The following is a 25,987-nucleotide window of genomic DNA, read 5'->3' on the forward strand; positions in this document are numbered from 1 at the left end:
GTAGAAAGGATCACTCGGTGTCGCTGACCGCCAAAACCAAAGAAGAGCTGCTTCGAACTCCAATAGGAGCGAAGTCTGCCGCGGCCGCCGAGGCATCCGCGTTAGTTCGGTTTGCAGGAAAACTTGACGCCTCAATCCACGGGGTAACTATGATTGCGGATTTCGCGGAAGAGGCGGTGGCACGTCGCTTAATCCTGATTCTTGAAACTCTTTTCATGAGCTCACCAAAGTTCGCCGTGGTTTCACCTGGCTCGGCGACAAAGGAAACGAAATACGAAGTACGTCTAGATACTGGTGTTGAAGCGCTGTATCGGCGTCTAAATCTTCGGACGCAGTCTGGTCATCTCGTGGTAGGTATGCCCCCGCAAATCGTTTCGGGAGAAATTGCTGAAGTTGAAGCCGCGTGGCGGGGTGCGTTCCTCGCTAGGGGAGCGCTCACAGAGCCGGGCCGAACTGCCGCTTTAGAGGTCGAGTGCCCATGCGAGGAGGCTGGGCTTGCCCTAGTGGGGTTAGCGCGTCGTCTTGGGTGCCACATCAGAATGCGGGAGACTCGCGGTGTTGAGCGTGTACATGTCCGTGATGCGGAGACGATAGGGGTGCTTCTCAGTCGAATGGGTGCGCCTCTTGCTCGCCTGGAGTGGGACGCAAAACTTCGGGAGAAGCAAGCGCAGATGCGTGGCGGTCAACGGTTGGCAACTTTTGACGACGCCAACACCCGCAGAAGCGTACATGCTGCGACGGTCGCCGCTCAGCGTGTGGAACGTGCGATGGAGATCCTCGGCGACGATGTGCCTGAGCATCTCGCCGAAGCCGGATACCTGCGTGTTGAGCACCGGCAAGCCTCGCTTGAAGAACTTGGCCGGTTGGCTGACCCACAGATGACGAAGGATGCGGTCGCTGGGCGAATTCGTCGGCTGTTGTCCCTTGCTGACAAGCGGGCTGCTGAGCTCGGTATAGCGAACACTCGCGGTAAAGACACGAAGGCAACATAGAGCGTTCTGGGGCGCTCCCAGACCGCCCTGTGTGCAACATCACAATTCCGGGGGATAGCGCACAAGCAGCTTCGCCAGATACGCCCCGCGGGGGTAAAAGAGATTACCTTTGTCGTTGTTTGAGTCGCATTAGGTGTGGCTTTGGCGGTAAACAGACATTCATGCTTGGTGAAATTATGAGACGATACCCCCGGTTTCGCCGTCTCTTTGGTGATGCACCTTTAGGGCGTCTCTTGCGGCATCGTGGCCATGCACATGTTGAAATCTCTCGCTAAACTGATGAGCAACGGGCTGAACCAAGGAGCTCACCGAGAACGGAAAGAGATTGGTACCGGCCCATCAGCAAGTCTCAACAATTTCCGACATAGAGGAGTAAAGACTGTGACTATTCGTATTGGCATTAATGGCTTTGGTCGTATCGGCCGCTCGGCATTCCGCATCATCCTGGATCAGTACTCGAGCGACCTTGAGGTCGTGAAGATTAATGACCTGACCGACAACAAGACTTTGGCCCACCTTGTCAAGTACGACACAGCGTATGGCCAGCTCGGCCGCGACGTTGAGTACGACGAGTCCTCCATCACCGTTGATGGTCACCGCATCGAGGTTACCGAAGAGAAGGACCCATCCAAGCTCGCATGGGGCGACGCAAACGTCGACATCGTCCTTGACTGCACCGGCCGCTTCACCGATGGCAATGACGCAAAGGCTCACATCGAGGCTGGCGCTAAGAAGGTCATCATCTCCGCACCGGGTAAGAACGTCGATGGCACCTACGTCTGGGGCGTCAACCACACCGACTACAGCAATGATCAGCAGATTATCTCCGCTGCATCTTGCACCACGAACTCCCTTGCACCAGTCGCGAAGATTCTGGAAGAGCAGTTCGGCATCAAGTCCGGTCTGATGACCACCATTCACGCTTACACTGGCGACCAGCGCATTCAGGACGCACCTCACAAGGACCTGCGTCGTGCCCGTGCAGCAGCTCAGAACATCGTCCCAACCACGACGGGTGCTGCTAAGGCAGTTGCCCTGGTTCTGCCTGCACTTGAGGGCAAGCTGGATGGCTTCGCAATGCGCGTGCCAACGATCACCGGTTCCGCAACCGACCTGACCGTCGAGCTGAACAAGGACGTCACCGTTGATGAGGTGAACGCAGCAATCAAGAAGGCTGCTCAGGACCCAGAGTTTGGCAAGGCGCTTGAGTACACCGAGGATCCAATCGTTTCCTCCGACATCATCGGCAACACCCATGGTTCCATCTTCGATGCTGGGATGACCCGCGTCATCGACGGCAACCTGGTCAAGCTGATTGCTTGGTACGACAACGAGTGGTCCTACACCTCTCAGTTCGTCCGCATGACGAAGCACGTCGCGGATAACTTGGCATAAGACCTAGAACGGCCCGGGTGTGCAGTACGCACACTTCGGGCCATTTCTTTCGCTACTGTTTGAAAAGAAAACTACTGCAAACAACAGTCAACTGAGGAGAGTCCCATGACAATGAAAACGCTGCAACAGCTTCTGGATGAAGGCGTCGAAGATCGCCACATCCTGGTCCGTTCTGACTTCAACGTTCCGCTTGATGAGGACGGCAATATTACCGATGCTGGTCGTATCGACGCATCACTGCCAACTTTGAAGGCGCTCTTGGAAGGTGGCGCGAAAGTCATTGTCATGGCTCACCTCGGCCGCCCAAAGGGGGAAGTGAACCCTAAGTTCTCCTTGAAGCCAGTGGCTGAAGCCCTAAGTGAGCGCCTAGGTCAGTTCGTAGCGCTCGCCGGTGATGTTTCTGGTGAGGATGCACATGAGCGGGCAAATGGGCTTACCGGTGGCGAGATTCTGCTTCTCGAGAATGTACGCTTTGACCCACGCGAGACCTCGAAGGACGAGGCTGAGCGCACTGAGTTCGCAGCTGAGCTTGTAGCACTAGCTGCGGACAACGGCGCGTTTGTTTCTGACGGTTTCGGTGTAGTACACCGCGCACAAACCTCCGTCTACGACGTTGCTAAGAAGCTTCCTGCCTACGCTGGTTACCTCGTCGAGAAGGAAGTCAAGACTCTGAGCAAGGTGAAGGATGCTCCAGATCATCCATACGTTGTTGTGCTTGGCGGTTCGAAGGTTTCCGACAAGTTGGGAGTCATCGAGGCACTTGCGGCGAAGGCTGACAAGGTAATTATCGGTGGCGGCATGTGCTACACCTTCCTGGCTGCACAGGGCTACAACGTTCAAAACTCTTTGTTGCAGGAAGACATGATTGAGACCTGCAAGGACCTCATCGGCCGTTTCGGCGACAAGCTGCTATTGCCTGAGGACCTGATCGCAGCGTCTGAGTTTGCAAAGGATGCAGAGAAGCAGACCGTCGCGGCCGACGCTATTCCGGAAGGCTGGATGTCTCTCGACATTGGCCCGAAGACTGCCGCGCGTTATGGTGAGGCGCTGAAGAGCTCGAAGACCGTGTTCTGGAACGGGCCAATGGGCGTCTTCGAGTTTCCAGCGTTCGCCTCTGGCACAAAAGCCGTTGCTGAAGCAATGATCGCTGCTACGAAGGACAACGGGTCCTTCACGGTGGTCGGTGGCGGCGATTCCGCAGCATCTGTTCGCATTCTGGGCCTCGATGAGGCTGGGTTCTCCCACATCTCTACGGGCGGTGGCGCATCGCTCGAGCTGATCGAGGGCAAAGAGCTGCCCGGCGTTGCTGTACTTGGACAGTAGTCGTTGTTGAAAAGGAGTATGAATATGTCTCGCAAACCACTGATTGCTGGTAACTGGAAGATGAACCACGACCATCTCGAAGCAATCGCTTCGGCCCAGAAACTCGCGTTCGCTTTCCCGAAGGACGGCTATGAGTTCGTGGACGTTGCATTGACCGTGCCGTTTACCGACCTTCGTTCTATCCAGACTCTCGTTGAAGGCGACAAGCTGCAGATCACATATGGTGCACAGGACGTGTCAGCGCACGATGCTGGTGCCTATACTGGTGAAGTTTCGGCCACAATGCTGGAGAAGCTTGGCTGCACGTGGGTAGTTGTCGGCCACTCAGAACGCCGTGAGTACCACGGTGAGGACGATGAGCTAGTTTCCCGCAAGGCAAAGAAGGCACTTGAGCACGGCATGAACCCAATCGTGTGTGTCGGTGAGCCGCTAGACATTCGCGAACAAGGCACCCATGTCGACTACGTCGTAGAGCAGACGAAGAAATCCCTGGACGGTTTGAGCAACGAGGAGTTGGAGAAGACCGTCATTGCATATGAGCCGGTATGGGCTATCGGCACTGGCAAGGTTGCCTCTGCCTCCGATGCGCAGGAAGTGTGCCAGGCTATTCGCGGCCTGATCCGTGACTTGGCCGGTGATGCGGTTGCTGATGGCATCCGTATTTTGTACGGCGGATCCGTAAAGACGGAAACTGTCGGTGAGATCATCGCTCAGCCTGATGTTGACGGTGGTCTTGTCGGAGGTGCGTCTCTTGACGGCCAGGATTTCGCGAAATTGGCTGCTGCGGCTGCCCAGGCAGTACAGTAGATTTGCAAGATATGTCGCTCGGACCAGAGCGCGTCGAATAACACCATTCGGTGACTTCGTGTAGTCTGGACCGAGTTACATCAATGTAGGTTTTATAGTGAGGATTTACCACCATGACGTTGGCTCTTGAGATCGTGCTCGTAATCGCTGCGGTCTTGATGACAGTGTTCGTGCTGCTTCACAAAGGCAAGGGAGGCGGGCTTTCGAGCCTGTTCGGTGGTGGCGTGCAGGCTAACCTGTCCGGCTCCACTATCGTGGAGAAGAACCTCGACCGTTACACGGTTATCATTACGCTCATCTGGCTTGTATGCATCGTGGGCCTGAATCTAATTCAGACTTTTGCTGCCTAGCCGCTAGCAAAAGGCCCGCCTGGAGCAATAAGCTTCCGGCGGGCCTTTTCGTTGGTCAAAAATCCGAATCTGCGGGAATCTAACGTGGTGCCGCGTCTTCGGTGACCCACAAGATCGTTTCTTCCTTGCCGACAGCACCGGCCGCTGGCCAGTCAAGATACTCTGCCCGGTTTGCAACTGCGGACGCAGCTTCTGCCTTCTCTGCACCAGAAACAAGAAGCCAGACCTTTTGTGCTTTCCAAACAGCAGGTAGTGTCAACGAAACACGTTCCGCAGGTGGTTTTGGCGAATCCGTCACAGCAACAACCAGAGCGGCGTCCTCTCTCACAGCAGGCGTATGTGGGAATAGCGAATTAATGTGGCCTTCACCGCCCATTCCCAGTAGGTGGAGGTCGAACCCCTCAGGCGCCTCAACTTTCAGGTGCGCTTCATAACGAGTGACAGCGGGCTCCATCGTCCCTCCGTCCAACCCATACCCGAAAATGTTTCCTTCTGGGATATCTATATGATCGAGCAACGCTGCCCGGGCCTGGCCTTCATTCGAATCAGGATGGCTGACGGCTACGTTGCGCTCGTCGCCAAAGAATAGCTTCACCCTGGACCAGTCGATATCTGATGAAACAAGCGATTCAAGGAACCGGATTCCGGCTGTTCCGCCAGTAAGCACAACACGTGCGGTTCCGTCGCCGTTTACGCCACCGGTAGGGGAGCTGTGGATCTCTGAAATCAACGTTTGGAATGCGGAGGTGGAGACGTCGATAAGCTGTTCGAGGTTTGTAAAGGTGTTGGTCTTGACTGTATTGGACATCCGTCGACCCTCTTTCGGTGCGAAGTTAAGGGAGGTTATGTAACAAAGCCCGAGCATACATGGCGTCAGGATCGAGGTGGCGTAGCTCCTCAGCGAGGCATTCTGCGTCCGAGCGTGCACTCAGTGCAACAAACGCATCAGGGTATCCCGGTGCGGAAACTCGCACGGTGTGCTCATCAACAATTTGTACCTGCACAGAGCCTTGTTCGCAGTCCAGCGATAGGTGTTGGATTGGGGAGCCAGGAATGGCGTCGGCGCCTGCTACGTTTTGCACGGTTACCTCAACGCCAAAGCAGGCATCGAGCCAAGAGGCTGCGATTTGTACGCTTGGATGCTCGGTAATACCGCTGAGCAAGATCCGGCGTGGTTGCTGTTTATAGCGGTCGAAAGCTGAGGCGACAACGCCGCGCCATGGCGTGATTTTAGACCACATCATGTCCGAATCACCTGGGACGTACGCCTTAGCCAGCTGCTCTATGCATTCTGCCCCCATAGTGCGCCACGCATTCGTGATTCTGCGGTGCGCGATACTACCCAGCTCTGCTTCTGCAGGAACATCTGGCACAGTTGTGGGCCACCAAGCAACGATAGGGGTATCGGGCAGCAACAGCGGGGTGACCACCGCGTCAAGATGCTGGGTAAGTTCACCGTGGAGAGTCATGACAACCATCTCAGAGGCGCCAGCGTCCGCCGCGACGATTACCTCTGCATCCATCCAGGTTTGCTCGCTCTGGCAGTCGAGCAACAAGACGAGAACTCGAGCCGGGTGCTCCATGGTCGCGTTCCGGACCGTCTCCAGAATAGAATCGACATCATCCTCGGCATGTGCAGCGACCAAGAGTGTGAGCACGCGCCCAGTCGCCAACGAGTAATTTTCACGAGCCTCTAGGAGCGCTGTGGACACATCGCGGGTGGTCGTGTCGGGAAGAGTGACAATCAAGGATTAAGCCTCACGTTCGTTGTTTGCACACATTATGGACGACGCCATTGGCGGCCGTCCTTGGCCAGCATCGCGTCTGCTGATGCGGGCCCCCAAGTGCCCGCACGATATTCATCTGGATGTCCGTGCGACTCCCAGTAGTTGAGAATTGGATCGAGGATTTCCCAGCTCCGCTCGACTTCCGCATTGGTTGGAAACAAGCTAGATTCGTCGAGTAGTGCATCGAGGATGAGCCGCTCGTATGCTTCGGGAGACTGTTCCGTAAATGCCTCCGCGTACGAGAAATCCATGTTGACATCCCTAACTTCAAATGCAGTTCCAGGCACCTTGGAACCAAAGCGCATCAGCACGCCTTCGTCCGGCTGCACGCGGATAACGACTGCATTGTTCGTAAGTAGTTTTGTCTGATCGTCTTCGAACGGCTGGTACGGAGGACGCTTAAAGACCAGGGCAATCTCAGTCACTCGACGCCCGAGGCGCTTACCAGTGCGAAGGTAGAAAGGAACACCTGCCCAGCGACGCGAGTTTATCTCTAACGTACAGGCCGCATAGGTTTCGGTTGCAGAGTTGGGGTCAAACCCGGACTCCTCCCGGAGCCCGATTACGCGTTCAGAACCTTGCCAGCCCGCTACGTATTGGCCGCGTGCGGTCGTCTCATCGAACGGCTCGACGGGAGTCGTAGCGCGGAGGACCTTGAGTTTCTCCGCACGAAGACGCCCCGGGGAGAACGACGTCGGCTCCTCCATAGCGATCAAGGCGAGCAGCTGAATCAGGTGGTTTTGGATGACGTCTCGTGCTGCACCAATACCGTCGTAATAGCCTGCGCGGCCGCCGAGCCCAATATCTTCAGCCATCGTGATTTGTACGTGGTCGATGTAGTGCGAATTCCACACTGGTTCAAACATCTGGTTTGCGAAACGCAGCGCCATAATGTTCTGCACGGTTTCTTTGCCGAGATAGTGATCGATTCGGAATACGGATCGCTCCGGGAACACTGAATTCACTACTCGGTTTAGCTCTTTGGCGGATTCCAGATCATGCCCGAATGGCTTCTCGATGATCACTCGGCGCCAGCCGTGGTCTTGAGGCTGTGCCATTCCACTGCGGTCCAGCTGGTGGACAACGCTCGAAAAGTGCTCGGGCGGCACAGAAAGGTAAAAGGCCCAGTTTCCGTTCGTCCCCCGTGTTTCATCGGTCGAGCGCAGTGTATTGGCTAGGGCGTCGAACGCGGCGTCGTCATTAAACGAGCCCGAGACGAACTGCATACCTTCTGCGAGCCGGTCCCAAACGTTCGTATTAAACGCGGTGCGGGAAGGTGCTTCAACGGCTTCACGCACATAGTCCTCAAAATCTTGTTTAGACCAGTTTCGACGCCCAAACCCGACGAGAGCAAAGCCCGGTGGGAGGAGACCCCGGTTCGCGAGGTCGTAAATTGCCGGCAGGAGCTTTTTCCGAGCTAGATCTCCAGTTACACCGAAGATCACCATCCCAGACGGACCCGCAATGCGGGGAAGCCGCTTATCCTCGGGGGACCGAAGCGGGTTCACCCAATGCGTGCTCTCGTCACTCACATGTACTCCTTTTTATTGCAGCTTTTCCGACATGGAATTTAGCAATTCTTGCCACGCATCAACAAACTTATCGACGCCCTCCTGCTCGAGGACTCGCACGACATCAGACAAGTCGATTCCTGCAGCGGTGATAGCGTCAAACGTCTTCTGCGCGTCGTCAGCACTGGCAGACAAAGTATCGCCGTGAAGACTGTCGCTAGCCAGGGTGGCGTCGATAGTTGATTCCGGCATGGTGTTGACCGTGTTTGGGCCAGCCAGCTCAGACACATACAACGTGGCAGGGTACTCAGGGTTCTTTACACCAGTCGAGGCCCACAGCGGGCGTTGAACGTTGGCACCAGCTGGAAGGTCATCCAACGAAGAAAATTCCTCAAGGAACAAGCGGTATGCCAGTTGAGCGTTTGCCACGCCTGCTTTGCCTCGCAACGCAAGTGCTTCAGAAGTAGCAATTTGCTCAAGGCGAGCATCGACTTCGGTGTCCATGCGAGACACGAAGAATGAGGCAACAGAATGAATGGTTGAGACATCGTGGCCGTTGGCTGCAGCCTGCCGAATACCTTCCTTGTACGCGCGAATGACCTCGCGGTAGCGCTCCACAGAGAAGATCAGCGTGACATTCACTGAAATACCAGCTGCCAGTGCTGCTGTGACTGCTGGCAACGAGGCGTCTGTGGCTGGAATCTTGATCATTGCATTCGGTTTACCCACGCGTGCCCACAGCTCTTTCGCTTGAGCGATCGTCTTCGCTTCGTCGTGAGCATAGCGGGGGTCAACCTCGATGGAAACGCGACCATCAAGGCCGTCGGTCGCATCGTAGATGTCCCGGAAGATGTCGCACGCGTCGCGGACGTCGTCAATGCTCATCGCGTAAACCGCCTCGTCGGGGCTGGCACCTGACGCTCTCAACTGTTGGATTTGCTCGTCGTACGCGCTTCCAGTCGACATTGCTGAAGCAAAAATTGCAGGGTTGGTTGTCACGCCAACGACTGACTTCTCACGTTTGACTGCTTCTAGATTGCCAGTGGCGATGCGCTGGCGAGAGAGATCATCCAGCCAAGTGGACGTGCCGAGCTCCCGAAGCTTTTCAACTGTGTTCATGCTCAGATTCCTTTCTAAAAAATGGGCCTGGCCAAGCTAGGGGAGGGCTTGACCAGGACAACTCTTCAACTATCGCTGCACCGCTGCTACAGACGCGCGTCCGGCTGCTGCAACGTTGTCTGCTGTAAAGCCGAACCGCTCGAAGAGCTCTGGACCTGGTGCGGAGGCACCAAAGTGCTCCAAGGAAACGCACTGACCGGCGTCGCCTACAAAACGATGCCATGGCATGGACAGACCGGCCTCGACAGAGACCCTTGCTCGAACCTCTGCAGGAAGTACCGATTCAATGTACTCCGGCGATTGCTGCGTAAACCACTCCATGCAAGGCACCGAGACAACTCGAGTTCCGATACCTTCGGCTTCCAAGGACTTCGCAGCCTCAACAGCAAGCTGCACTTCCGAGCCAGAAGCCATCAGAATCAAATCAGGCGTCGGGGTAGAGGAGTCCACGAGTACGTACGCACCGCGAGCAACACCTTCGAATGCCTTTTCCTTTGTGCCCTCAAGCACAGGGAGGTTCTGACGGGAAAGCGCCAGTGCCTTCGGCATCGGCTTAGCCTCCAGCGCAGACTTCCACGCAGCAGACGTTTCATTCGCGTCGGCCGGTCGGATCACCGCCATATCCGGGATGGCTCGAAGCGCAGTGAGCGTTTCAACCGGCTGGTGGGTCGGACCGTCTTCGCCCAGGCCGATCGAGTCGTGCGTGAAGACGTAGTAGCCGTCGATACCTGAAAGTGCTGCGACGCGAATTGCCGGGTAGAGATACTCGGAGAAGATCAGGAACGTACCGCCGTAAACTCGTGTGTTGCCGTGCAGTGCAATGCCGTTCATGATCGCGCCCATGGCATGTTCGCGGATGCCGAAGTGCAAATTGCGACCGTACGGCTCAGCGCTGAACATATCGGTAGAAATCGCCTGAGGCCCGAACGATGCAGCCCCCTTGATAAGGGTGTTATTGGAGCCTGCAAGGTCTGCGGAGCCACCCCAAAGCTCTGGAAGGGCCGCAGCCGCAGCCTGGATTACTGCTTCAGAAGCCTTACGGGTAGCAAGGCCCTTTTCGTCAGCGTCCCAAGTTGGGAAGTCCTGCGACCAGTTGGATGGGAGCTCTCGAGCCGTCAATCGGTCAAACAGGGCCTTCTTCTCTGGGTTGGCCTCAGCCCAAACAGCAAACGTCTCGTCCCACTGTTTACGCTTCGCAGCACCACGGTCCCGGAGCTTTCGAGTATGGGTGATAACGGACTCTTCCTCCGGGAAGTGAATCTCCGGATCAAAGCCGAGAATCTTTTTGACAGCTGCGATTTCTTTCGCACCGAGAGCTGCGCCGTGTACTGCACCCGTGTTTTGCAGCGTAGGAGCAGGGAAGCCGATGACCGTCTTTACCTGAATGATCGTTGGGCGATTGGTGTCGGACTGTGCTTCCTTGATCGCTTTCTCAATCGCGACGACGTCCTCGCCGGACTCAACCGTTAGTGTTTGCCAGCCGTAGGCCTCGTAGCGCTTCATAACGTCTTCAGTGAACGCGATCTGGGTATCATCCTCGATCGAAATCCTGTTGTCATCCCAGAATACAATCAGGTTTCCGAGCTGCTGCGTCCCTGCGAGAGATGAAGCCTCCGATGTGACACCTTCTTGAAGGCAACCGTCTCCAGCCACGACGTAGATGAAATGATCGAACGGCGATTCGCCAGCCGGAGCCTCAGGGTCAAACAGGCCACGTTCCCGGCGCGAAGCCATCGCCATACCAACTGCTGATGCCAACCCCTGGCCGAGTGGGCCAGTTGTAATCTCTACGTGGTCCGTGTGGTTGTACTCAGGGTGACCGGGAGTCTTAGCACCCCAGGTACGAAGCTGCTGGAGGTCTTTAAGCTCAAGTCCCATGCCCCCCAGGTAGAGCTGAACATACTGCGTCAGGGAAGAGTGGCCGTTTGACAATACGAAGCGATCGCGCCCTGCCCAATGTGGGTCAGCGGGGTCTACATTCATCACCCGCTGGTAGAGCGTATATGCAAGAGGGGCGAGCGACATCGCGGTGCCTGGGTGCCCAGAGCCGCAGTTTTCCACGGCGTCAGCCGCGAGGATTCGGGCCGTATCAACTGCCCGCGTATCCACGTCGGTCCAGTCTTCGGGATAGTTACGTACAGTTTTTGCTTGAAGTTCAGCTGAAAGCGTCACAGAATCCTCGATTCATGCTATGGAAACAGAACAGGACCCAGCCTAGTGTAAAACTCGCTTTGTGGTGGTGACACCCAACGGTGTTGTGCGAAGAAGACTCGCGGGTGTAGCCGCCACGTTAATTCTGACAAATTGGTGAGCGGAGGCTAACATCACCGGGAGGGTCAAAGTATAAGAGGGCTGAAAAGATCATCGTGTAATGCGTTGCGGTACCATATCAGCCGAAATGCTCGACACCTGAACGCGAACCAATGTTGCGTAAGAGTTCTAGCCGAACGGTTGAAGTTTGATGTGGAGGAGAAGTATTGGAGACCATCAAGGCATACTTCGCGCTTACGAAGCCCCGGGTCATTGAACTTCTTCTAGTGGCAGCTATCCCTGCAATGTTGCAAGCAGACCGTGGCACTGTGCACGTGTGGCTCATTCTTGCAACGCTGTTCGGTGGTTGGATGGGGGCCGGTGCGGCAAATGCATTTAACATGGTCGCCGACTACGACATTGACCAGAAAATGGGGCGAACGCGTGCACGGCCACTTGTCCGGGCAAAGGTCACCAAACAGAAAGCCGCCGTATTTGCTTGGGCGCTTCTCGTCGCGAGTGTGCTTTGGCTTGGATTCCTGTGTAAGTCGTGGCTCGCGGCGTTCTTTATCATTCTGACCAACTTCTTCTATATCTACGTGTATACAAAGTGGCTGAAGAGGCGAACTTGGCAGAATGTCATCTGGGGCGGCGCAGCAGGTTGCATGCCCGTGATGGTCGGTTGGGCGGCAATTAGAGATAATGTCACCGACGGCTCCAAGGATGCGTGGTGGCAGGCGATCGTGATGTTCATGATCATCTTCTTCTGGACTCCACCGCACACCTGGGCGTTGGCAATGAAGTACCGAGCGGATTACGCCCGCGCTAATGTCCCGATGCTGCCGGTGGTAGCTTCCCCGGCGGAGACAACCCGTCAGATTCTCATGTACTCATGGTGGACCGTCGGGGTGTCCCTGCTCCTGGTTCCCGCCACCTCGTGGATCTATCTTGCAACCGCGCTGATTTCGGGTGCATTGTTCCTCGCCGTTGCCACACAGCTGCATGCTGGGGTAAAGCGCGGGGAGAAGGTGAAACCCCTCAAGCTGTTTATCCTCTCCAACAACTATCTTGCGGCGTTGTTCTTGGGGCTTTCCGTTGATGCGGTACTCGGTTGGACTCCACTATTCGCTGCCTTCTTCTAGCTCGTGGATCCTTGGAGCTTGATGGCTCCAAGGTCATTGTCACAAAACTCCGAAGTTTCGGAACCCAGTAGCGAGCTGGCGTCATCTATCGATTCACACACGTGAACTGGCGGTTCCCATCGTGTTTCTTCGAGCACTCTGGTAACAGTCTGTGCATGCTTACGGAAGCCGTTGGCATCCATTCGTATCGACGCTAAGTCCTTCATAGCAACACGTACGCGCAGAGCTGCGCCCAACTTCGTGCGCAAAGCCATTTTTGAAGTCAGAGCGTGTCAGCACAACTGCATCCACCCCGATCCCATCATTGAGCGCTTTGATCTGTGCAGCAGTACCTGGCTGGCCACTGAATACGGCTGTGGCTCCAGCCTCATCTGCTGCTACTCGGCCTTCCTCGCTTTCCGAAACGGCATACACGATGATGTCCTTCTCTCGAGCGATTGCAATCATGTACAACCCAATTGCGGAACCTGCATTCGTGACGACGACAGCTTCACCTTGCACAAGCTTCAAAATTTCGAATAGCGAATAACTTGCGGCCATTCCCGGCCGCAACATTGAAGCACCAATGTGTGGGGCGATCAGGTCAGATACAGCGACTACCCGGCTTCGGTCAACGACAACCTGCTCGGCGATGGGGCCGGAGGCATCGCTCCACGCAACCACAGTTCCTGGCGCAACCTCGTCGAGGGGGTCTTTCAGGACACGACCGCATCCTTGGTTGCCGAAGGAGGCGTCGTGAAGAAAAAACCCAGCGTAGAGGACCTCGACTAGAAGTTCTCTATCGCTGGGGAACGGTGAAGCGATATCAATGCAACGCACCTGCTGCGCGTCGAACTCAATCGCTTTCATACTTTCTCAGGCTACATGGTGTTTGCGTCTAGCGATACAGCAACTCACGACGCACAGCGTGCGCGTACAAGAACGCCGTGAACGCTACAACCAGAGAAGACAGCCCAATATGGATCGGAATCGTCCAACGCGGCACGCCCATGTAGTACTGGCTTAAACCTACTGCCCACTGGACCACGATGAGTCCAAGAAGGATCCAGGAAGTTTTCTGTGCCGCATGCGGGGCTTTCGCTCTACGTAGCAGGAAAAATGTGATCACTGTAAGAAGTAGATACGCGTACATGCACCCTGCGTGAATATATGCCAACAACGCTGTGTCAATCGCAAGCCGACCTTCCATACCGACGCTTGCGTCACCCGAGTGCGGGCCGGACCCTGTCACCATCGTTCCTGTCACAAGTACACAGCTCAACGCAACGGCAGCGATCACGGCGATCACTCGGATGTGCTCGGGGTAGCGGTCTTGAGCATCCGTGGACTCGTCTTCTGCCAAACGCATGTACAGCAATGCAGCGACCCACACGAGCACCATCGAAGGCAAGAAGTGCACGGCGACCGCCCACCACTGCAAATCAAGGCGAACAGAAATACCGCCGATAATCGCCTGGACAACGACGCCGGCGAGGGAGAACCATGCTAAGAATTGGGCATCTCGACCGCGGGATGCGCGGTAGACAGCCCAAAGCACGGCGATCGCGGCAGCCGCGACCACGAAAGTAAGCAGGCGGTTACCAAACTCAATGGTTTGGTGAATCCAAGGCGCGGCACCAGCGACGGGGACAAGCGAACCTTCGTGGCAAAGTGGCCACGTATTGCAACCAAGCCCCGAACCGGTCACTCGCACCAACGACCCTGTTACGGTGATTCCGCCTTGGCAGAGCAAGAGAATCATGGCTAGAGTTCGTTGCAACTTCAGACTGGGGGCTTGCTTTTTATCCTGATGCGTCATCGGCGCACCGGTCTGTTGTAAAGTCATGCACTTTCCTTGGACGTATAAAACACGTTCGACTATTCAGGCTCGAATCTTAGTCGATGAGCGCATGGCCTTAATCATCGAAACGGAAGAAGCGAACGCTTGAGCCAACGCCGACGATGAGCCACGCTAGCAAGCTGAGCAACGCAGGACCATTCGCAGTCAGCGCGAGTGCATCAGAAATACCAGCTGCCAGCGAAACCGTGGGTACTAGGTTCCACCAACCAGCGTGGCTAAGGTCGCCAGAATAGACGACCCAACCCACGATTCCCATCATGATTACCCACATTAAATTCGAAATGGCAAGGACCATCTCGGAACTTAGCGAGCCGCCCATCAGCAAGCCCAAGGAAGTAAAGCAAGCAACTCCCAGGAACAAGACGCAGGCCCCAAGCACCGCGCCAACGACTGAGGGTCGCCAGCCAAGGAAACCTGCAACGGCTCCTAGCACCGCAATCTGGACGCAGACCATCGCGACCACGCCAAGGGTTTTTCCGACGATGATCGTCCACGGTGGGACTCCGGAAGCACCGGTCCGCTTCAGCGCACCGTATCGGCGGTCAAAGGCGAGCGAAATCGCCTGGCCCGTAAATCCAGAGCTGGTCGCCGCGACGGCAAACACCATCGGCACCAGGGTGTCGAGGCTGTAGTCATCCCCAAAAACAGGCAAATATACCGATGCGATGAGCAACGCTGCCGGGATGAAGATGCTGAGCACCAGCTGTTCGCCGTGACGGAGCATCAGCTTGCTTTCGATGAGTCCCTGAGCGCTGGCCATCGCAAACTTCGAAGACCGTTGCGGGGCGGGCGTAAAGGTTCCTTCCTTGATGTGCACCGCTAGCTCCTTAATTCCTTACCGGTGATGTTCAAAAACACTTCTTCCAACGCCATGTGGCTTACTTGCATATCCCGAATCAGCACGGATTGGCGAAGTGCTTCTTCGGTAATACAGGCGACGAGTTCAGGAGAAACCGAACCGTTGACTACGTAGCGCATTGGGCGAACTTGGGCCACAGCTGTATCGATCTGACACAAAGCCACGTGCTGCTTCAGCTTCTCGAGGTCGAGTGGTTGCGCCGTACCAAACGTGATTTGCTGCTCAAATGATCCGCTGGTCAGGTCCGCCGGTGAACCTTCGGCGACAACCTTTCCATGATCCATGATCACAATGTCATCGGCGAGCGACTCCGCCTCGTCCATCAGGTGCGTAGTCAGGACGATCGTGGTTCCGTCACGTTTTAGTGCAGAAACAATATCCCACACAGCGTTGCGTGACTGTGCGTCCATGCCAGCGGTTGGCTCATCAAGAAAAACCAGCTCCGGACGACCTATAAGTGCAAGCGCCAGGGACAAGCGTTGCTTTTGCCCTCCGGAGAGGCGTCGATACGTGGTATTGGCGACTCCCTCGAGCCCTAGGAGGGCCATGAGCCACTCAGGGTCGTGAGGATTTGCGTTGTATGAAGCCGAAAGCTTCAGCATTTCTCTGACTTTGACGCCCGAATATGATCCGCCACCCTGCAGCATGATCCCAATTCGGTCGCGCACACGCTGAGGGTGGGTTGCAGGGTTTTCGCCTAGTACCGTGATTGTCCCTGAGGTTGGCCGGGTGAATCCTTCACACATCTCGATGGTCGTTGTCTTGCCGGCTCCATTCGGACCGAGCAAAGCCAGCACGGTTCCTTCTTTTGCGGCAAACGATGCTCCATCTACAGCAGTAACGTCCCCAAAAGTTTTCTTCACATTGTCAACTGAAAGAACAGGCGCGTTCATGGATAGCTAGTGTAGCCTGCCGGCACCAAAGCGCCGATACAACAGGAAACTGAGCCCAACAAATACGACAAAACAACAGGCTGCGACACCGTAAATAGTGAAAACTGTCTTTGCTTGCAGGCCGAGACCACGCGGTAGTACCAGAAAACTAAATACAGCAGAGTACACAGCCACCCCGGCGCGGAAAAAGAACCTATTTGCCCATGCAGCAAGGGGATAAATAGCCCACAGAGGGTACCAAGGGTGTACAACTGGGAAGAATATAACAAGCACGAGCGTTGCGACGCCAAGTCCACCTGCAGGGTGAATGGCTCCCCGCAACGTAGCCCACAGTAGGCGAACCAGAAACGCCACCGCGATGGCCACTCCAATCCCGCGGGTGACAATGAGAACTGCGTCAATGTGGTCGCCGAGACCAAGCAGCATTCCTAGAAAGCCGCTGATTACGCCCACGTCTGTTGAGATCGAGAGCCAGCTACGAATCGATGCTGCTCCGCCTTGACCAGTGACCCATCCGAGCCCAATGCTTGTTATAAGTGAAACGGCGGCAGTAGTGACAATGAGAATAACTGTCTGAAAAAGCACCGCGATGCTAAGGGCTGTAGCTTTGCGCTGGCGTTGCCCAAGCACACGAGCGATTGCCATGCCTATAAAACCGAGACCGAGAAAGCCTGTCACTTTGACTAGTCCTCCGCAGGTAATGGTGATCGCGGAGAGAGCCAGGTAACCCCACGCTTGCGCTGAACTGATGGTCCTCAACCTGTCGGCCCCGCGAAGTCCTAGCTCAAACCCGACTAACACCAATCCGAGCATGATCGCTTCATTATGGATGCCACCAATGAGATGCAGAATCGTTAGCGGATTGAGCACCCCGAGCCACAGTGCGGCAGTCTCTGGTACGCCACAGCGGCCGGCAATCTTTCGGATCCCCCACGCTGCGGCGAGCACTCCGACGAGTGATACGACGCGGTGCGCAATCACCCCGAGCACAATAGAGTCAGCAGTAATACGAGAAATTGCCGCTGCAATACCTAACGCGACAGGCCCGTAGGGGCTTGGAGAATGCGCCCAAATAAACGGGACCGAGCGCGCTAGATGGTGTTCTGGCCCGAGAAGCTCGACTGGTCCAGCGGAGTACGGGTCAAGACCAAACCGGACAATTGCACCATTAGCTAAGTATGAATAGATGTCTTGGGTAAAGAGGGGAGCGGTAATCACCAGAGGAGCAACCCATACAACGAATGTTCGCATAAGAAGCGGCGTCGAAACGCGGGGCCTCTGGCCACTTACGCCAACGAAGGGGCCCATACACAACCAAGCGGAGACCAAGAGTCCTACTCCGAACAGAACTATGGAAGACGACGCTTGCATCATTCGGCCAAGCAAGGCCCCGCCAGGCAGAGAGAACCAAGGATTATCGACGACCGGCAAGGCCCCGCCCCCGAGGCCTCCCAAGCCAATGAGAAGTGTGCCGACCAAACCCAGCCATCGAAGTACGGCAAACCGGTTCTGCTCAGCGTAGTTGGTTGAACGAAAGTCTTGTCCTCGCCAAACCTCTTTAGAGACTCGGTGGAGCCCAGCCGACCGTGATCCAGGCTTGCCGATGCGAGGAAACGCATCAAGCAAAGACTTTATCGGTGAATCCTGGAACAACACAGGCAAGATTGTAGCCGAACGACCGGGTTAAACGTGCACATTGAATTAGGACACAGTAGTGTTGTGTAAAGGCCGGTCGGTGTACAGCCAATCGGTTGGAAAGTCAGAGATCAAAGCAGATCGAAGCGAGGTGAGCCAGTGCTGAACCAAGCGCGGTCAGTTGACGGTGGCACTCGCAAGCGAGTGATGGCGCTCTTGCTGAAAAGCGGACCGGTGACTGCATCAACACTTGGTGAGCAAACTGGAATTTCAGCTGCCGGTATCCGTCGGCACCTGGATAAGCTCACTGAGGCTGGACTCATTGAGACGTGTGAGCCACTGCCGGTTGCTGGAGAAGAGCCACCGCGAGGCCGTCCCGCGAAGCACTACTGCTTGACGGAAGAAGGCCGAGAAAGCTTCGGTAGCAACTATGAGAATATGGCGCTTGATGCAATCGAAGCTCTTGAAGAACTTGGCGGCCATGAAGCAGTCAAAGCGTTCGCCAAAACTAGGATTGAACGCATCCTTGAAGAAGTGGAGCCGATTTCGGAGCGATCAAGCAGTGGCGACCTTGAATCAGTCGTGCTCGAAGTCGTGTCCGTTTTAGAGCGTCACGGCTATGTTGCCTCGGTGACTCAGGCAGGAACTGGAATTCAAATTTGTCAGCATCACTGCCCGGTGTCACAAGTAGCGTCTGCGCATCCCGAAATTTGCGAAGCAGAGCAAGAAATGATCGCTAAGATCGTAGGCCGACACATCCAACCACTTGCCTCCATTACAGAGGGCAATGGTGTCTGCACAACAAACATTCCACTCGCTGCTGTTCACGGGCCGAAAAATAACGTATCTGAAAGGAGCGGAAAATAATGACGAAAGCTAATCCCGCACCCGGTTTAGAGAAACCAATGAACGACGAAGAGATTATCGAGTCAATCGGTAGCTACAACTACGGGTGGCACGACCCAGACGCTGCCGGGCAGGCAGCAAAGCGTGGTCTTAACGCTGGGGTAGTCAAGGACATTTCTGGCATTAAGGAAGAGCCAGAATGGATGCTGGAACAGCGCCTCAAGGCTTTGGACATTTTTGAAAAGAAGCCACTGCCGACTTGGGGCGCAGACCTGAGTGGCATCGACTTTGACAACATTAAGTACTATGTCCGCTCTACGGAGCAACCAGCTACGAGCTGGGATGACCTTCCTGAAGACATTAAGAATACGTACGACAAGCTTGGCATTCCTGAGGCAGAAAAGCAGCGCCTAGTCGCTGGTGTTGCTGCGCAGTACGAATCTGAGGTTGTCTACCACCAGATTCGTGAGGATCTCGAAAAGAAGGGTGTCATCTTCGTAGACACTGACACCGCGCTTCGCGAGCACGAGGACATCTTTAAGGAGTACTTCGGCTCGGTCATCCCCGCTGGCGATAACAAGTTCTCAGCTCTGAATACGGCAGTATGGTCAGGCGGTTCGTTTATCTATGTTCCGCCGGGCGTCCACGTCGATATCCCGCTCCAGGCATACTTCCGTATTAATACCGAGAACATGGGCCAGTTCGAGCGCACGCTCATCATCGTTGATGAGGACGCCTACGTCCACTACGTAGAAGGATGCACCGCCCCGATTTACAAGTCCGACTCGCTTCACTCCGCGGTCGTTGAAATCATCGTGAAGAAAGGTGGCCGCTGCCGGTACACCACGATCCAGAACTGGTCGAACAACGTTTACAACCTCGTCACCAAGCGCGCTAAGGCCGAAGAGGGCGCAGTGATGGAGTGGGTCGACGGCAATATCGGTTCAAAGGTGACGATGAAGTACCCAGCAGTCTGGATGACTGGCGAGTATGCCCGTGGCGAAGTGCTTTCCGTCGCTTTTGCTGGTGAAGGACAGTTCCAGGACACCGGTGCCAAGATGACACACATGGCTCCGCACACCTCGAGTTCAATCGTTTCAAAGTCAGTTGCGCGCAGTGGCGGACGCGCGGCCTACCGTGGCCTGGTACAGATCAACGCAAACGCGCATGATTCCGCCTCGAACGTTGAGTGCGACGCGTTGCTTGTCGATGACATTTCTCGTTCTGACACTTACCCGTACAACGACATTAGGAACGATCGGGTTACGCTCGGACACGAGGCGAAAGTCTCCAAGGTCTCTGAAGAGCAGCTGTTCTACCTGATGTCCCGCGGTATTGCCGAAGAAGAAGCTATGGCGATGATTGTCCGTGGCTTCGTCGAGCCTATTGCCAAGGAGCTCCCGATGGAGTACGCCCTGGAGCTCAACCGTCTGATTGAATTGCAAATGGAAGGATCAGTGGGCTAATCACCATGACTTCAACGATTAATCCCGTATCGAATGCAACTCCTCACAACAACAAGGGAGATCTGTTTTCGTCGTTCAATGTTGAGGATTTTCCCGTTCCACGTGGACGTGACGAAGTCTGGCGGTTCATTCCACTTCGCCGCATCCGAGGTCTGCACAACGGGGAGTTCCCGCAACAGGCTGACGCCCAGATCACGATTGATGCGCCAGATGAGGTCGTCGTCACGGAGCTTGACGCAGCTGACGATCAGCTCAAAGTAGCCGGCGCGCCCGTAGACCGCGTTGCTGCACAAGCATGGTCGAGCGCGAAAACCGGCACCTTGATTACCGTGCCTGGTAACAGCAAGTTGTCCAAGCCCATCACCGTCACCATCACTGGTGCCGGCGCCGACGTGACATCCTTTGCAACGATCCTTTTTGAAGTTGGGACCCATGCAGAGGCTGACATCGTTGTCAAGTACACCGGCACAGGTGTGCATGCAGACAACGTCAATTGGCATATCGGCGCAGGCGCGCACGTACGCGCAGTCGTAGATACGGACTGGGACTTGGACGCAGTACACATTGGTCAACAGTCCATCTTGATGGAGCGCGATTCGGTACTGCGCCACAACGTCGCAGCTTTCGGTGGCGAGATCGTGCGCATCACCCCACGCGTAAAGTTCCAAGCTCCGGGGGCAGACGTCGAGCTCAACGGCGTTTACTTTGCGGACGCGGGTCAGTACATCGAAAACCGTATGCTGGTCGACCACAGCGTTCCGAACTGCCGGTCGAACGTGCTGTACAAGGGTGCGTTGCAAGGCGACAAGGCGTCGGATCTGCCAGAAGCACGAACCTGCTGGGTCGGTGATGTGCTGATTCGCGCAGGCGCGCACGGCACAGATACATATGAAACGAACCGGAACCTGGTCTTGACGGATGGTGCTCGCGCTGACGCAATTCCAAACCTCGAGATCGAGACTGGTGAAATCGCTGGAGCCGGCCATGCCGCAACCGTTGGTCGGTTCGATGACGAGCAAGTGTTTTATCTCCGGTCCAGGGGCATCCCTGAGGACGAAGCCACGCGCTTGATCATTCGCGGATTCTTTAACGAGGTCCTCAATCAGGTCCCGCTCGAAGACCTCCGTGAAGAACTCGTTGCACGTGTGGCCGGAGAGCTCGAGCAAACGAACCAGTAAAACGAAAAGGAATCAGTAAAACAATGTCTACCCTGGAAATCAAGAACCTCCACGCAAACGTCCTGCCGACCGAGGAAGGTCAAGAGCCAACGCCGATTCTCAAGGGCGTAAACCTCACTATTAAGGGCGGAGAGACTCACGCCATCATGGGGCCGAATGGTTCCGGTAAGTCCACGCTTGCCTACACGCTCGCTGGTCATCCACGCTACGAAGTTACTGAAGGCGAAGTACTCCTCGATGGTGAGAACATCCTCGAGATGGATATCGACGAACGCGCTCGCGCCGGACTCTTCCTGGCAATGCAGTACCCAGTTGAGGTGCCGGGCGTCTCTTCTTCGAACTTTATGCGCTCTGCTGTGACTGCTGTTCGTGGGGAAGCGCCGAAGCTTCGCGATTGGGTTCGTGAACTCAATGATGCTCGCGACTTGTTGAAGATGGACTCTTCTTTCACTGAGCGTTCGGTCAACGAAGGCTTTTCTGGCGGTGAGAAGAAGCGACATGAGGTCATGCAGTTGTCGTTGCTCAAGCCGAAGTTTGCTGTGATGGACGAAACGGACTCCGGCCTTGACGTCGATGCGCTGCGAATCGTATCCGAGGGGATCAACCGCTACCAGGAAGAAACCAACGGCGGTGTCCTAATGATCACCCACTACAAGCGGATCCTGGAGTATGTGAAGCCTGACTTCATTCACATCTTCTCGGATGGCAAGGTCATCCAGACTGGCGACGCCTCGTTGGCTGATGTTCTCGAGGCAGAGGGATACGAAAAGTTCATCTAATGGGATACTTACATTCCGATGGAACACTGAACACAGACGCGATTCGCGCAGAGTTCCCGATCCTGAGTCGGACCGTGCGCGATGGGAAGCCCCTCGTCTATTTGGACTCCGGGGCTACGTCCCAGCGTCCGCAGTCTGTGTGGAACGCTGAGCAAGAATTCGTCCTGAACACATTTGCACCAGTCCATCGTGGCTCCTACCAACTGGCTGAGGAGGCGACAGACGCTTATGAAACTGCCCGTGAGCGTATCGCTAACTTTGTTGGTGCTGACGGGGAGGAGATTGCATTCACGAAGAACGCTACTGAGGCTCTGAACCTCGTCGCATATGTTCTTGGTGATGATCGTGCCGGTAAGCACCAGATCAAACGCGGAGACACGATTGTTGTCACTGAACTGGAGCACCACGCGAACCTCGTGCCTTGGCAAGAACTGGCCCGCCGCACTGGAGCAACGCTCAAGTGGTACTCGATGACTGCTAATGGACGCATCGACCTTGACAGCTTGGAACTCGACGATACTGTAAAAGTTGTTGCGTTCACGCACCAATCAAACGTAACTGGTGCAGTAGCGGACGTCGATGAAATCGTGAGGCGTGCTCGCGCAGTAGGAGCACTCACGGTCCTTGATGCGTGCCAATCTGTTCCGCATATGCCTGTTAACTTTCACGAGCTTGACGTCGACTTTGCAGCGTTCTCAGGGCATAAGATGTGTGGACCTTCTGGTGTGGGCGCCGTATACGCGAGAAAGTCGATCTTCAGGGAACTTCCACCATTTTTGACAGGTGGATCCATGATCGAGATCGTCAAGATGGACTCTTCGACGTATGCGCCGACGCCCCAACGGTTCGAAGCTGGCACGCAGATGACAAGCCAGGTCGTTGGCCTTGGTGCTGCCGTCGAGTTCTTGGAATCCATCGGAATGGAAAATGTCCAACGCCACGAGCATATGTTGACGGAGTATGCCCTGGAACGAATGCAAGAGATTCCAGGATTAGTTATCGCTGGTCCTGCGGTGGCTGAACAGCGCGGCGGTGCGATCGCTTTTACCGTCGATGGCGTGCATCCGCATGATTTAGGACAGGTGCTTGATGCTCACGGTGTTGCTATCCGCACCGGCCACCACTGCGCGTGGCCCGCTCACAGAGAACTCGAGGTGCAGGCAACCTCTCGAGCAAGTTTCTACCTGTACAACACCAAAGAGGAAGTAGACGCCTTGGTTGAAGCCATTCGCGAAGCGCGCCGCTTCTTCGGAGTCGAGGAGGATTCCTAGACGATGAACCTAGAGTCTATGTACCAAGAAGTAATCTTGGACCATTACAAGAACCCACGGCATAAGGGGCTGCGCGAACCGTACGAAGCGGAGGTGCACCACGTCAACCCATCTTGCGGTGATGAGCTGACGCTGCGTGTGCACCTGTCTGCCGACGGAAAGACGGTTGAAGACGTCTCTTACGATGCTCAAGGTTGCTCGATCTCCCAAGCCTCAACCAGTGTGATGACAGAAGAACTGGTGGGGCTACCTGTTGCGGATGCGATGGAAAAGTTGCACTCGTTTGAGGAAATGATCACCTCTCGCGGGACCAAAGAAGGGGATCCGGAAGCCATCGGCGATGGCATTGCGTTCGCAGGTGTTTCTAAGTTCCCAGCTCGCGTCAAGTGTGCGTTGTTGGGCTGGAAAGCATTTGAAGCCGCCACGTCCGAGGCGTTAGACAAATAGAAAGGCGAAAATATGGTGGACAACGATCACACTTCGAACCTTGGCGATGGCGACGAGCGGCCAGCACAGACCGAGGAACAGCTCAAAATCTGTGGTGAAGTAGAGGAGTACCTACACGACGTCATTGACCCCGAGTTGGGTATCAATGTTGTTGACCTTGGACTTGTCTATGACGTGTGGGTAGAAACTAACGATAATGTCCACCGAGCAGTCGTCAACATGACGTTGACTTCGCCGGCTTGCCCGCTTACCGATGTCATCGAAGAACAAGCTGATCACGCTATCACGACGAATACTGTGTGTGATGAAGTCGTCATCAATTGGGTGTGGATGCCACCATGGGGACCGCAGATGATTACGGAAGAAGGGCGCGAGCAGTTGCGTGCACTAGGTTTCGCTGTTTAGACCACGTTTTCGTCTACTCACGCGGCCTTGTAGAGTAACCCTTTGTGATTGTTACTAATGATCTCGAAGTCCGTGTAGGAGCCCGGACGCTTCTCGAAGCGCCTGGGCAGCATCTCCGTGTTCAACCTGGTGACAGAATCGGTCTCGTCGGCCGAAATGGTGCCGGGAAGACCACTACGATGCGAATCCTCGCAGGAGAAACAGAACCCTACGCGGGCACGGTTACTCGTACTGGCGAGATCGGATACCTGCCACAAGACTCCAAAGAAGGCAATATCGAGCAGAGTGCCCGAGATCGCGTTCTTTCGGCGCGAGGCCTTGATCAGATCCAACGCTCGATGGATCGGCAGCGTTCCATCATGGAAGAGTCAGATGGTGCGACCCGTGATAAAGCAATCGAGAAGTTTTCCCGGCTCGAAGAGCAGTACCACGCGCTAGGCGGTTACGAGGCGAACGCAGAGGCTGCGCAGATATGTGACAACCTCGGGCTTCCAGCACGAGTGCTCGACCAACAGCTCAGTACCCTCAGCGGTGGTCAACGCCGTCGCGTGGAGTTGGCACAGATCCTTTTCGCCTCTCGGGCGGGTTCTGGAAAGTCCCAAACCACACTGCTTCTCGACGAGCCCACTAACCACCTCGACGCGGACTCTATTACATGGCTGCGTTCGTTCTTGAGCAAGCACGATGGTGGCTTGATCATGATTTCGCACGATGTTGAGTTGCTTGAGGCAGTATGCAATAAGATTTGGTTCCTTGATGCAGTGCGCGCTGAGGCTGATGTCTACAACATGGGCTTCAAGAAGTACCAGGATGCCAGGGCACTCGATGAAGCACGACGCCGCCGTGAACGCGCTAATGCGGAAAAGAAAGCTTCCGCACTGCAAAAACAAGCGGCCAAACTCGGAGCGAAGGCGACGAAGGCTGCAGCTGCTAAACAGATGCTTGCTCGCGCTGAGCGCATGATGGGTGAGCTTGATGACATTCGTGTAGCGGATAAAGTAGCGTCTATTTCCTTTCCGAAGCCAGCACCATGCGGCAAGACACCCTTGTTTGGCAAGGGCCTTACCAAAATGTATGGCTCCCTCGAAGTGTTCGCTGGCGTCGATCTAGCTGTTGATAAAGGATCCCGAGTTGTAGTGCTTGGCACCAATGGTGCAGGCAAGACGACGCTGCTCAAGTTACTTGCTGGCGTTGAACGCACGGATGGGGAAGGCGGAATCGTGTCAGGGCATGGCCTCAAGATCGGGTACTTCGCCCAGGAGCACGACACGATCGACGGTAACAAAACAGTCTGGGAGAACACGATCGAAGCCTGCCCAGATGCAGGGCAGCAGGATCTACGCGGTCTACTCGGGGCGTTCATGTTCTCGGGAGACAAGCTAGACCAGCCAGCTGGAACACTGTCTGGTGGTGAGAAAACGAGGTTAGCGCTGGCAACGCTCGTTTCCTCGCGCGCAAATGTCCTTCTTCTTGACGAGCCGACAAACAACTTGGATCCGCAGTCCCGACAGCAAGTATTGGATGCGCTGAAAACCTATACCGGCGCTGTCGTTCTCGTCACGCACGACCCTGGAGCTGTCGAAGCACTCGAGCCAGAGCGAGTGATCATCATGCCTGAAGGCGATGAAGACCTGTGGAGCGACGAGTATATGGAGATCGTCGAATTGGCGTAGTCGACTCAGTGTAACGTGG

At 55.5% G+C, this 25,987-nt stretch carries 24 protein-coding genes; 14 read left to right on the forward strand and 10 right to left on the reverse strand.

Going from position 1 to position 25,987, the window contains the following annotated elements; all coding sequences use genetic code 11:
* The first annotated feature begins 17 nt into the window (after positions 1-17).
* The 5 genes from whiA to secG all read left to right on the forward strand — a co-directional run bounded on the left by whiA (position 18) and on the right by secG (position 4,867).
* Positions 18-992, forward strand: coding sequence for a DNA-binding protein WhiA (gene whiA / locus BQ4436_RS10600; RefSeq protein ID WP_070362421.1), 975 nt, complete (start codon positions 18-20; stop codon positions 990-992).
* A gap of 381 nt (positions 993-1,373) precedes the next feature.
* On the forward strand, positions 1,374-2,387 hold the full coding sequence (gene gap, locus BQ4436_RS10605; RefSeq protein ID WP_070976869.1) for a type I glyceraldehyde-3-phosphate dehydrogenase: 1,014 nt from the start codon (positions 1,374-1,376) through the stop codon (positions 2,385-2,387).
* 105 nt (positions 2,388-2,492) lie between these two features.
* The gene (gene pgk, locus BQ4436_RS10610; RefSeq protein WP_070362423.1) at positions 2,493-3,710 is read left to right on the forward strand and encodes a phosphoglycerate kinase; all 1,218 of its coding nucleotides are present in this window, start codon (positions 2,493-2,495) and stop codon (positions 3,708-3,710) included.
* Positions 3,711-3,734: 24 nt separating this feature from the next.
* The gene (tpiA, locus tag BQ4436_RS10615) at positions 3,735-4,517 is read left to right on the forward strand and encodes a triose-phosphate isomerase (RefSeq protein WP_070976872.1); all 783 of its coding nucleotides are present in this window, start codon (positions 3,735-3,737) and stop codon (positions 4,515-4,517) included.
* Between the two features lie 113 nt (positions 4,518-4,630).
* Positions 4,631-4,867 carry a preprotein translocase subunit SecG gene (gene secG / locus BQ4436_RS10620; RefSeq protein ID WP_070362425.1) on the forward strand — a complete coding sequence of 79 codons (237 nt, stop codon included), beginning with the start codon at positions 4,631-4,633 and terminating at the stop codon, positions 4,865-4,867.
* A 79-nt stretch (positions 4,868-4,946) separates the two neighbouring features.
* Here secG and pgl read toward each other — a convergent pair whose 3' ends face one another.
* The 5 genes from pgl to tkt form a co-directional block, all read right to left on the reverse strand.
* The gene (gene pgl, locus BQ4436_RS10625) at positions 4,947-5,675 is read right to left on the reverse strand and encodes a 6-phosphogluconolactonase (RefSeq protein ID WP_070976875.1); all 729 of its coding nucleotides are present in this window, start codon (positions 5,673-5,675) and stop codon (positions 4,947-4,949) included.
* 25 nt (positions 5,676-5,700) lie between these two features.
* Positions 5,701-6,615 carry a glucose-6-phosphate dehydrogenase assembly protein OpcA gene (locus tag BQ4436_RS10630; protein ID WP_070976878.1) on the reverse strand — a complete coding sequence of 305 codons (915 nt, stop codon included), beginning with the start codon at positions 6,613-6,615 and terminating at the stop codon, positions 5,701-5,703.
* A 32-nt stretch (positions 6,616-6,647) separates the two neighbouring features.
* Entirely contained in the window at positions 6,648-8,186 is a 1,539-nt protein-coding gene (gene zwf / locus BQ4436_RS10635) for a glucose-6-phosphate dehydrogenase (RefSeq protein ID WP_070976881.1), read from the reverse strand.
* A 12-nt stretch (positions 8,187-8,198) separates the two neighbouring features.
* The gene (gene tal / locus BQ4436_RS10640) at positions 8,199-9,284 is read right to left on the reverse strand and encodes a transaldolase (protein ID WP_070976883.1); all 1,086 of its coding nucleotides are present in this window, start codon (positions 9,282-9,284) and stop codon (positions 8,199-8,201) included.
* A 69-nt stretch (positions 9,285-9,353) separates the two neighbouring features.
* The gene (gene tkt, locus BQ4436_RS10645) at positions 9,354-11,456 is read right to left on the reverse strand and encodes a transketolase (RefSeq protein ID WP_083329547.1); all 2,103 of its coding nucleotides are present in this window, start codon (positions 11,454-11,456) and stop codon (positions 9,354-9,356) included.
* Between the two features lie 305 nt (positions 11,457-11,761).
* On the opposite strand from tkt, the gene BQ4436_RS10650 reads away from it, so the two are divergent.
* Positions 11,762-12,676, forward strand: coding sequence for a heme o synthase (locus BQ4436_RS10650; RefSeq protein WP_070976886.1), 915 nt, complete (start codon positions 11,762-11,764; stop codon positions 12,674-12,676).
* Between the two features lie 159 nt (positions 12,677-12,835).
* Here BQ4436_RS10650 and BQ4436_RS10655 read toward each other — a convergent pair whose 3' ends face one another.
* From BQ4436_RS10655 to mptB, 5 genes are all read right to left on the reverse strand, one after another.
* Positions 12,836-13,525, reverse strand: a complete 690-nt coding sequence (locus BQ4436_RS10655; protein ID WP_070976889.1) for an MDR/zinc-dependent alcohol dehydrogenase-like family protein — start codon at positions 13,523-13,525, stop codon at positions 12,836-12,838.
* Positions 13,526-13,553: 28 nt separating this feature from the next.
* A complete protein-coding gene (locus BQ4436_RS10660; protein WP_070976893.1) occupies positions 13,554-14,501 on the reverse strand; it encodes a COX15/CtaA family protein in 948 nt (315 codons plus the stop codon).
* Between the two features lie 70 nt (positions 14,502-14,571).
* Positions 14,572-15,333 (reverse strand): ABC transporter permease, encoded by a 762-nt coding sequence (locus tag BQ4436_RS10665; protein ID WP_369822089.1) that lies wholly within the window; start codon positions 15,331-15,333, stop codon positions 14,572-14,574.
* A 2-nt stretch (positions 15,334-15,335) separates the two neighbouring features.
* On the reverse strand, positions 15,336-16,268 hold the full coding sequence (locus BQ4436_RS10670) for an ABC transporter ATP-binding protein (RefSeq protein WP_070477084.1): 933 nt from the start codon (positions 16,266-16,268) through the stop codon (positions 15,336-15,338).
* A gap of 6 nt (positions 16,269-16,274) precedes the next feature.
* Complete coding sequence (gene mptB / locus BQ4436_RS10675; protein ID WP_369822090.1) at positions 16,275-17,924, reverse strand: polyprenol phosphomannose-dependent alpha 1,6 mannosyltransferase MptB; 1,650 nt, start codon at positions 17,922-17,924, stop codon at positions 16,275-16,277.
* 138 nt (positions 17,925-18,062) lie between these two features.
* Here mptB and BQ4436_RS10680 point away from each other — a divergent pair, with 138 nt between their 5' ends.
* From BQ4436_RS10680 to BQ4436_RS10715, 8 genes are read left to right on the forward strand one after another with little or no spacing between them, the layout of a single operon-like run.
* Positions 18,063-18,770: a helix-turn-helix transcriptional regulator gene (locus tag BQ4436_RS10680; RefSeq protein WP_070362435.1), complete on the forward strand. Its 708-nt coding sequence runs from the start codon at positions 18,063-18,065 to the stop codon at positions 18,768-18,770.
* The gene (sufB, locus tag BQ4436_RS10685; protein WP_070362436.1) at positions 18,770-20,215 is read left to right on the forward strand and encodes a Fe-S cluster assembly protein SufB; all 1,446 of its coding nucleotides are present in this window, start codon (positions 18,770-18,772) and stop codon (positions 20,213-20,215) included. Before BQ4436_RS10680 ends, sufB begins: the two co-directional genes overlap by 1 nt.
* A 5-nt stretch (positions 20,216-20,220) precedes the next feature.
* A complete protein-coding gene (gene sufD / locus BQ4436_RS10690; protein ID WP_070362437.1) occupies positions 20,221-21,393 on the forward strand; it encodes a Fe-S cluster assembly protein SufD in 1,173 nt (390 codons plus the stop codon).
* 23 nt (positions 21,394-21,416) lie between these two features.
* Positions 21,417-22,172: a Fe-S cluster assembly ATPase SufC gene (sufC, locus tag BQ4436_RS10695; RefSeq protein WP_070362438.1), complete on the forward strand. Its 756-nt coding sequence runs from the start codon at positions 21,417-21,419 to the stop codon at positions 22,170-22,172.
* Entirely contained in the window at positions 22,172-23,443 is a 1,272-nt protein-coding gene (locus BQ4436_RS10700; RefSeq protein WP_070362439.1) for a cysteine desulfurase, read from the forward strand. Before sufC ends, BQ4436_RS10700 begins: the two co-directional genes overlap by 1 nt.
* 3 nt (positions 23,444-23,446) lie before the next feature.
* Complete coding sequence (gene sufU, locus BQ4436_RS10705) at positions 23,447-23,890, forward strand: Fe-S cluster assembly sulfur transfer protein SufU (protein WP_070362440.1); 444 nt, start codon at positions 23,447-23,449, stop codon at positions 23,888-23,890.
* A gap of 12 nt (positions 23,891-23,902) precedes the next feature.
* The gene (locus tag BQ4436_RS10710; RefSeq protein ID WP_070362441.1) at positions 23,903-24,295 is read left to right on the forward strand and encodes a metal-sulfur cluster assembly factor; all 393 of its coding nucleotides are present in this window, start codon (positions 23,903-23,905) and stop codon (positions 24,293-24,295) included.
* A gap of 44 nt (positions 24,296-24,339) precedes the next feature.
* Entirely contained in the window at positions 24,340-25,968 is a 1,629-nt protein-coding gene (locus BQ4436_RS10715; protein WP_070362442.1) for an ABC-F family ATP-binding cassette domain-containing protein, read from the forward strand.
* The last annotated feature ends 19 nt before the right edge of the window (positions 25,969-25,987 follow it).

Origin of the sequence: Corynebacterium sp. MC3 (assembly GCF_900099485.1) — a bacterium.
Classification (GTDB): domain Bacteria; phylum Actinomycetota; class Actinomycetes; order Mycobacteriales; family Mycobacteriaceae; genus Corynebacterium; species Corynebacterium pseudogenitalium.

Bases quoted from the DNA above. Each gene is read 5' to 3' on its own strand.
- pgk (WP_070362423.1), top strand. From the start codon at position 2,493: ATGACAATGAAAACGCTGCAACAGCTTCTGGATGAAGGCGTCGAAGAT.
- tpiA (WP_070976872.1), top strand. From the start codon at position 3,735: ATGTCTCGCAAACCACTGATTGCTGGTAACTGGAAGATGAACCACGAC.
- secG (WP_070362425.1), top strand. From the start codon at position 4,631: ATGACGTTGGCTCTTGAGATCGTGCTCGTAATCGCTGCGGTCTTGATG.
- pgl (WP_070976875.1), bottom strand. From the start codon at position 5,675: ATGTCCAATACAGTCAAGACCAACACCTTTACAAACCTCGAACAGCTT.
- tal (WP_070976883.1), bottom strand. From the start codon at position 9,284: ATGAACACAGTTGAAAAGCTTCGGGAGCTCGGCACGTCCACTTGGCTG.
- BQ4436_RS10655 (WP_070976889.1), bottom strand. From the start codon at position 13,525: ATGAAAGCGATTGAGTTCGACGCGCAGCAGGTGCGTTGCATTGATATC.
- BQ4436_RS10660 (WP_070976893.1), bottom strand. From the start codon at position 14,501: ATGACTTTACAACAGACCGGTGCGCCGATGACGCATCAGGATAAAAAG.
- BQ4436_RS10670 (WP_070477084.1), bottom strand. From the start codon at position 16,268: ATGAACGCGCCTGTTCTTTCAGTTGACAATGTGAAGAAAACTTTTGGG.
- sufB (WP_070362436.1), top strand. From the start codon at position 18,770: ATGACGAAAGCTAATCCCGCACCCGGTTTAGAGAAACCAATGAACGAC.
- sufD (WP_070362437.1), top strand. From the start codon at position 20,221: ATGACTTCAACGATTAATCCCGTATCGAATGCAACTCCTCACAACAAC.
- sufC (WP_070362438.1), top strand. From the start codon at position 21,417: ATGTCTACCCTGGAAATCAAGAACCTCCACGCAAACGTCCTGCCGACC.
- BQ4436_RS10700 (WP_070362439.1), top strand. From the start codon at position 22,172: ATGGGATACTTACATTCCGATGGAACACTGAACACAGACGCGATTCGC.
- sufU (WP_070362440.1), top strand. From the start codon at position 23,447: ATGAACCTAGAGTCTATGTACCAAGAAGTAATCTTGGACCATTACAAG.
- BQ4436_RS10710 (WP_070362441.1), top strand. From the start codon at position 23,903: ATGGTGGACAACGATCACACTTCGAACCTTGGCGATGGCGACGAGCGG.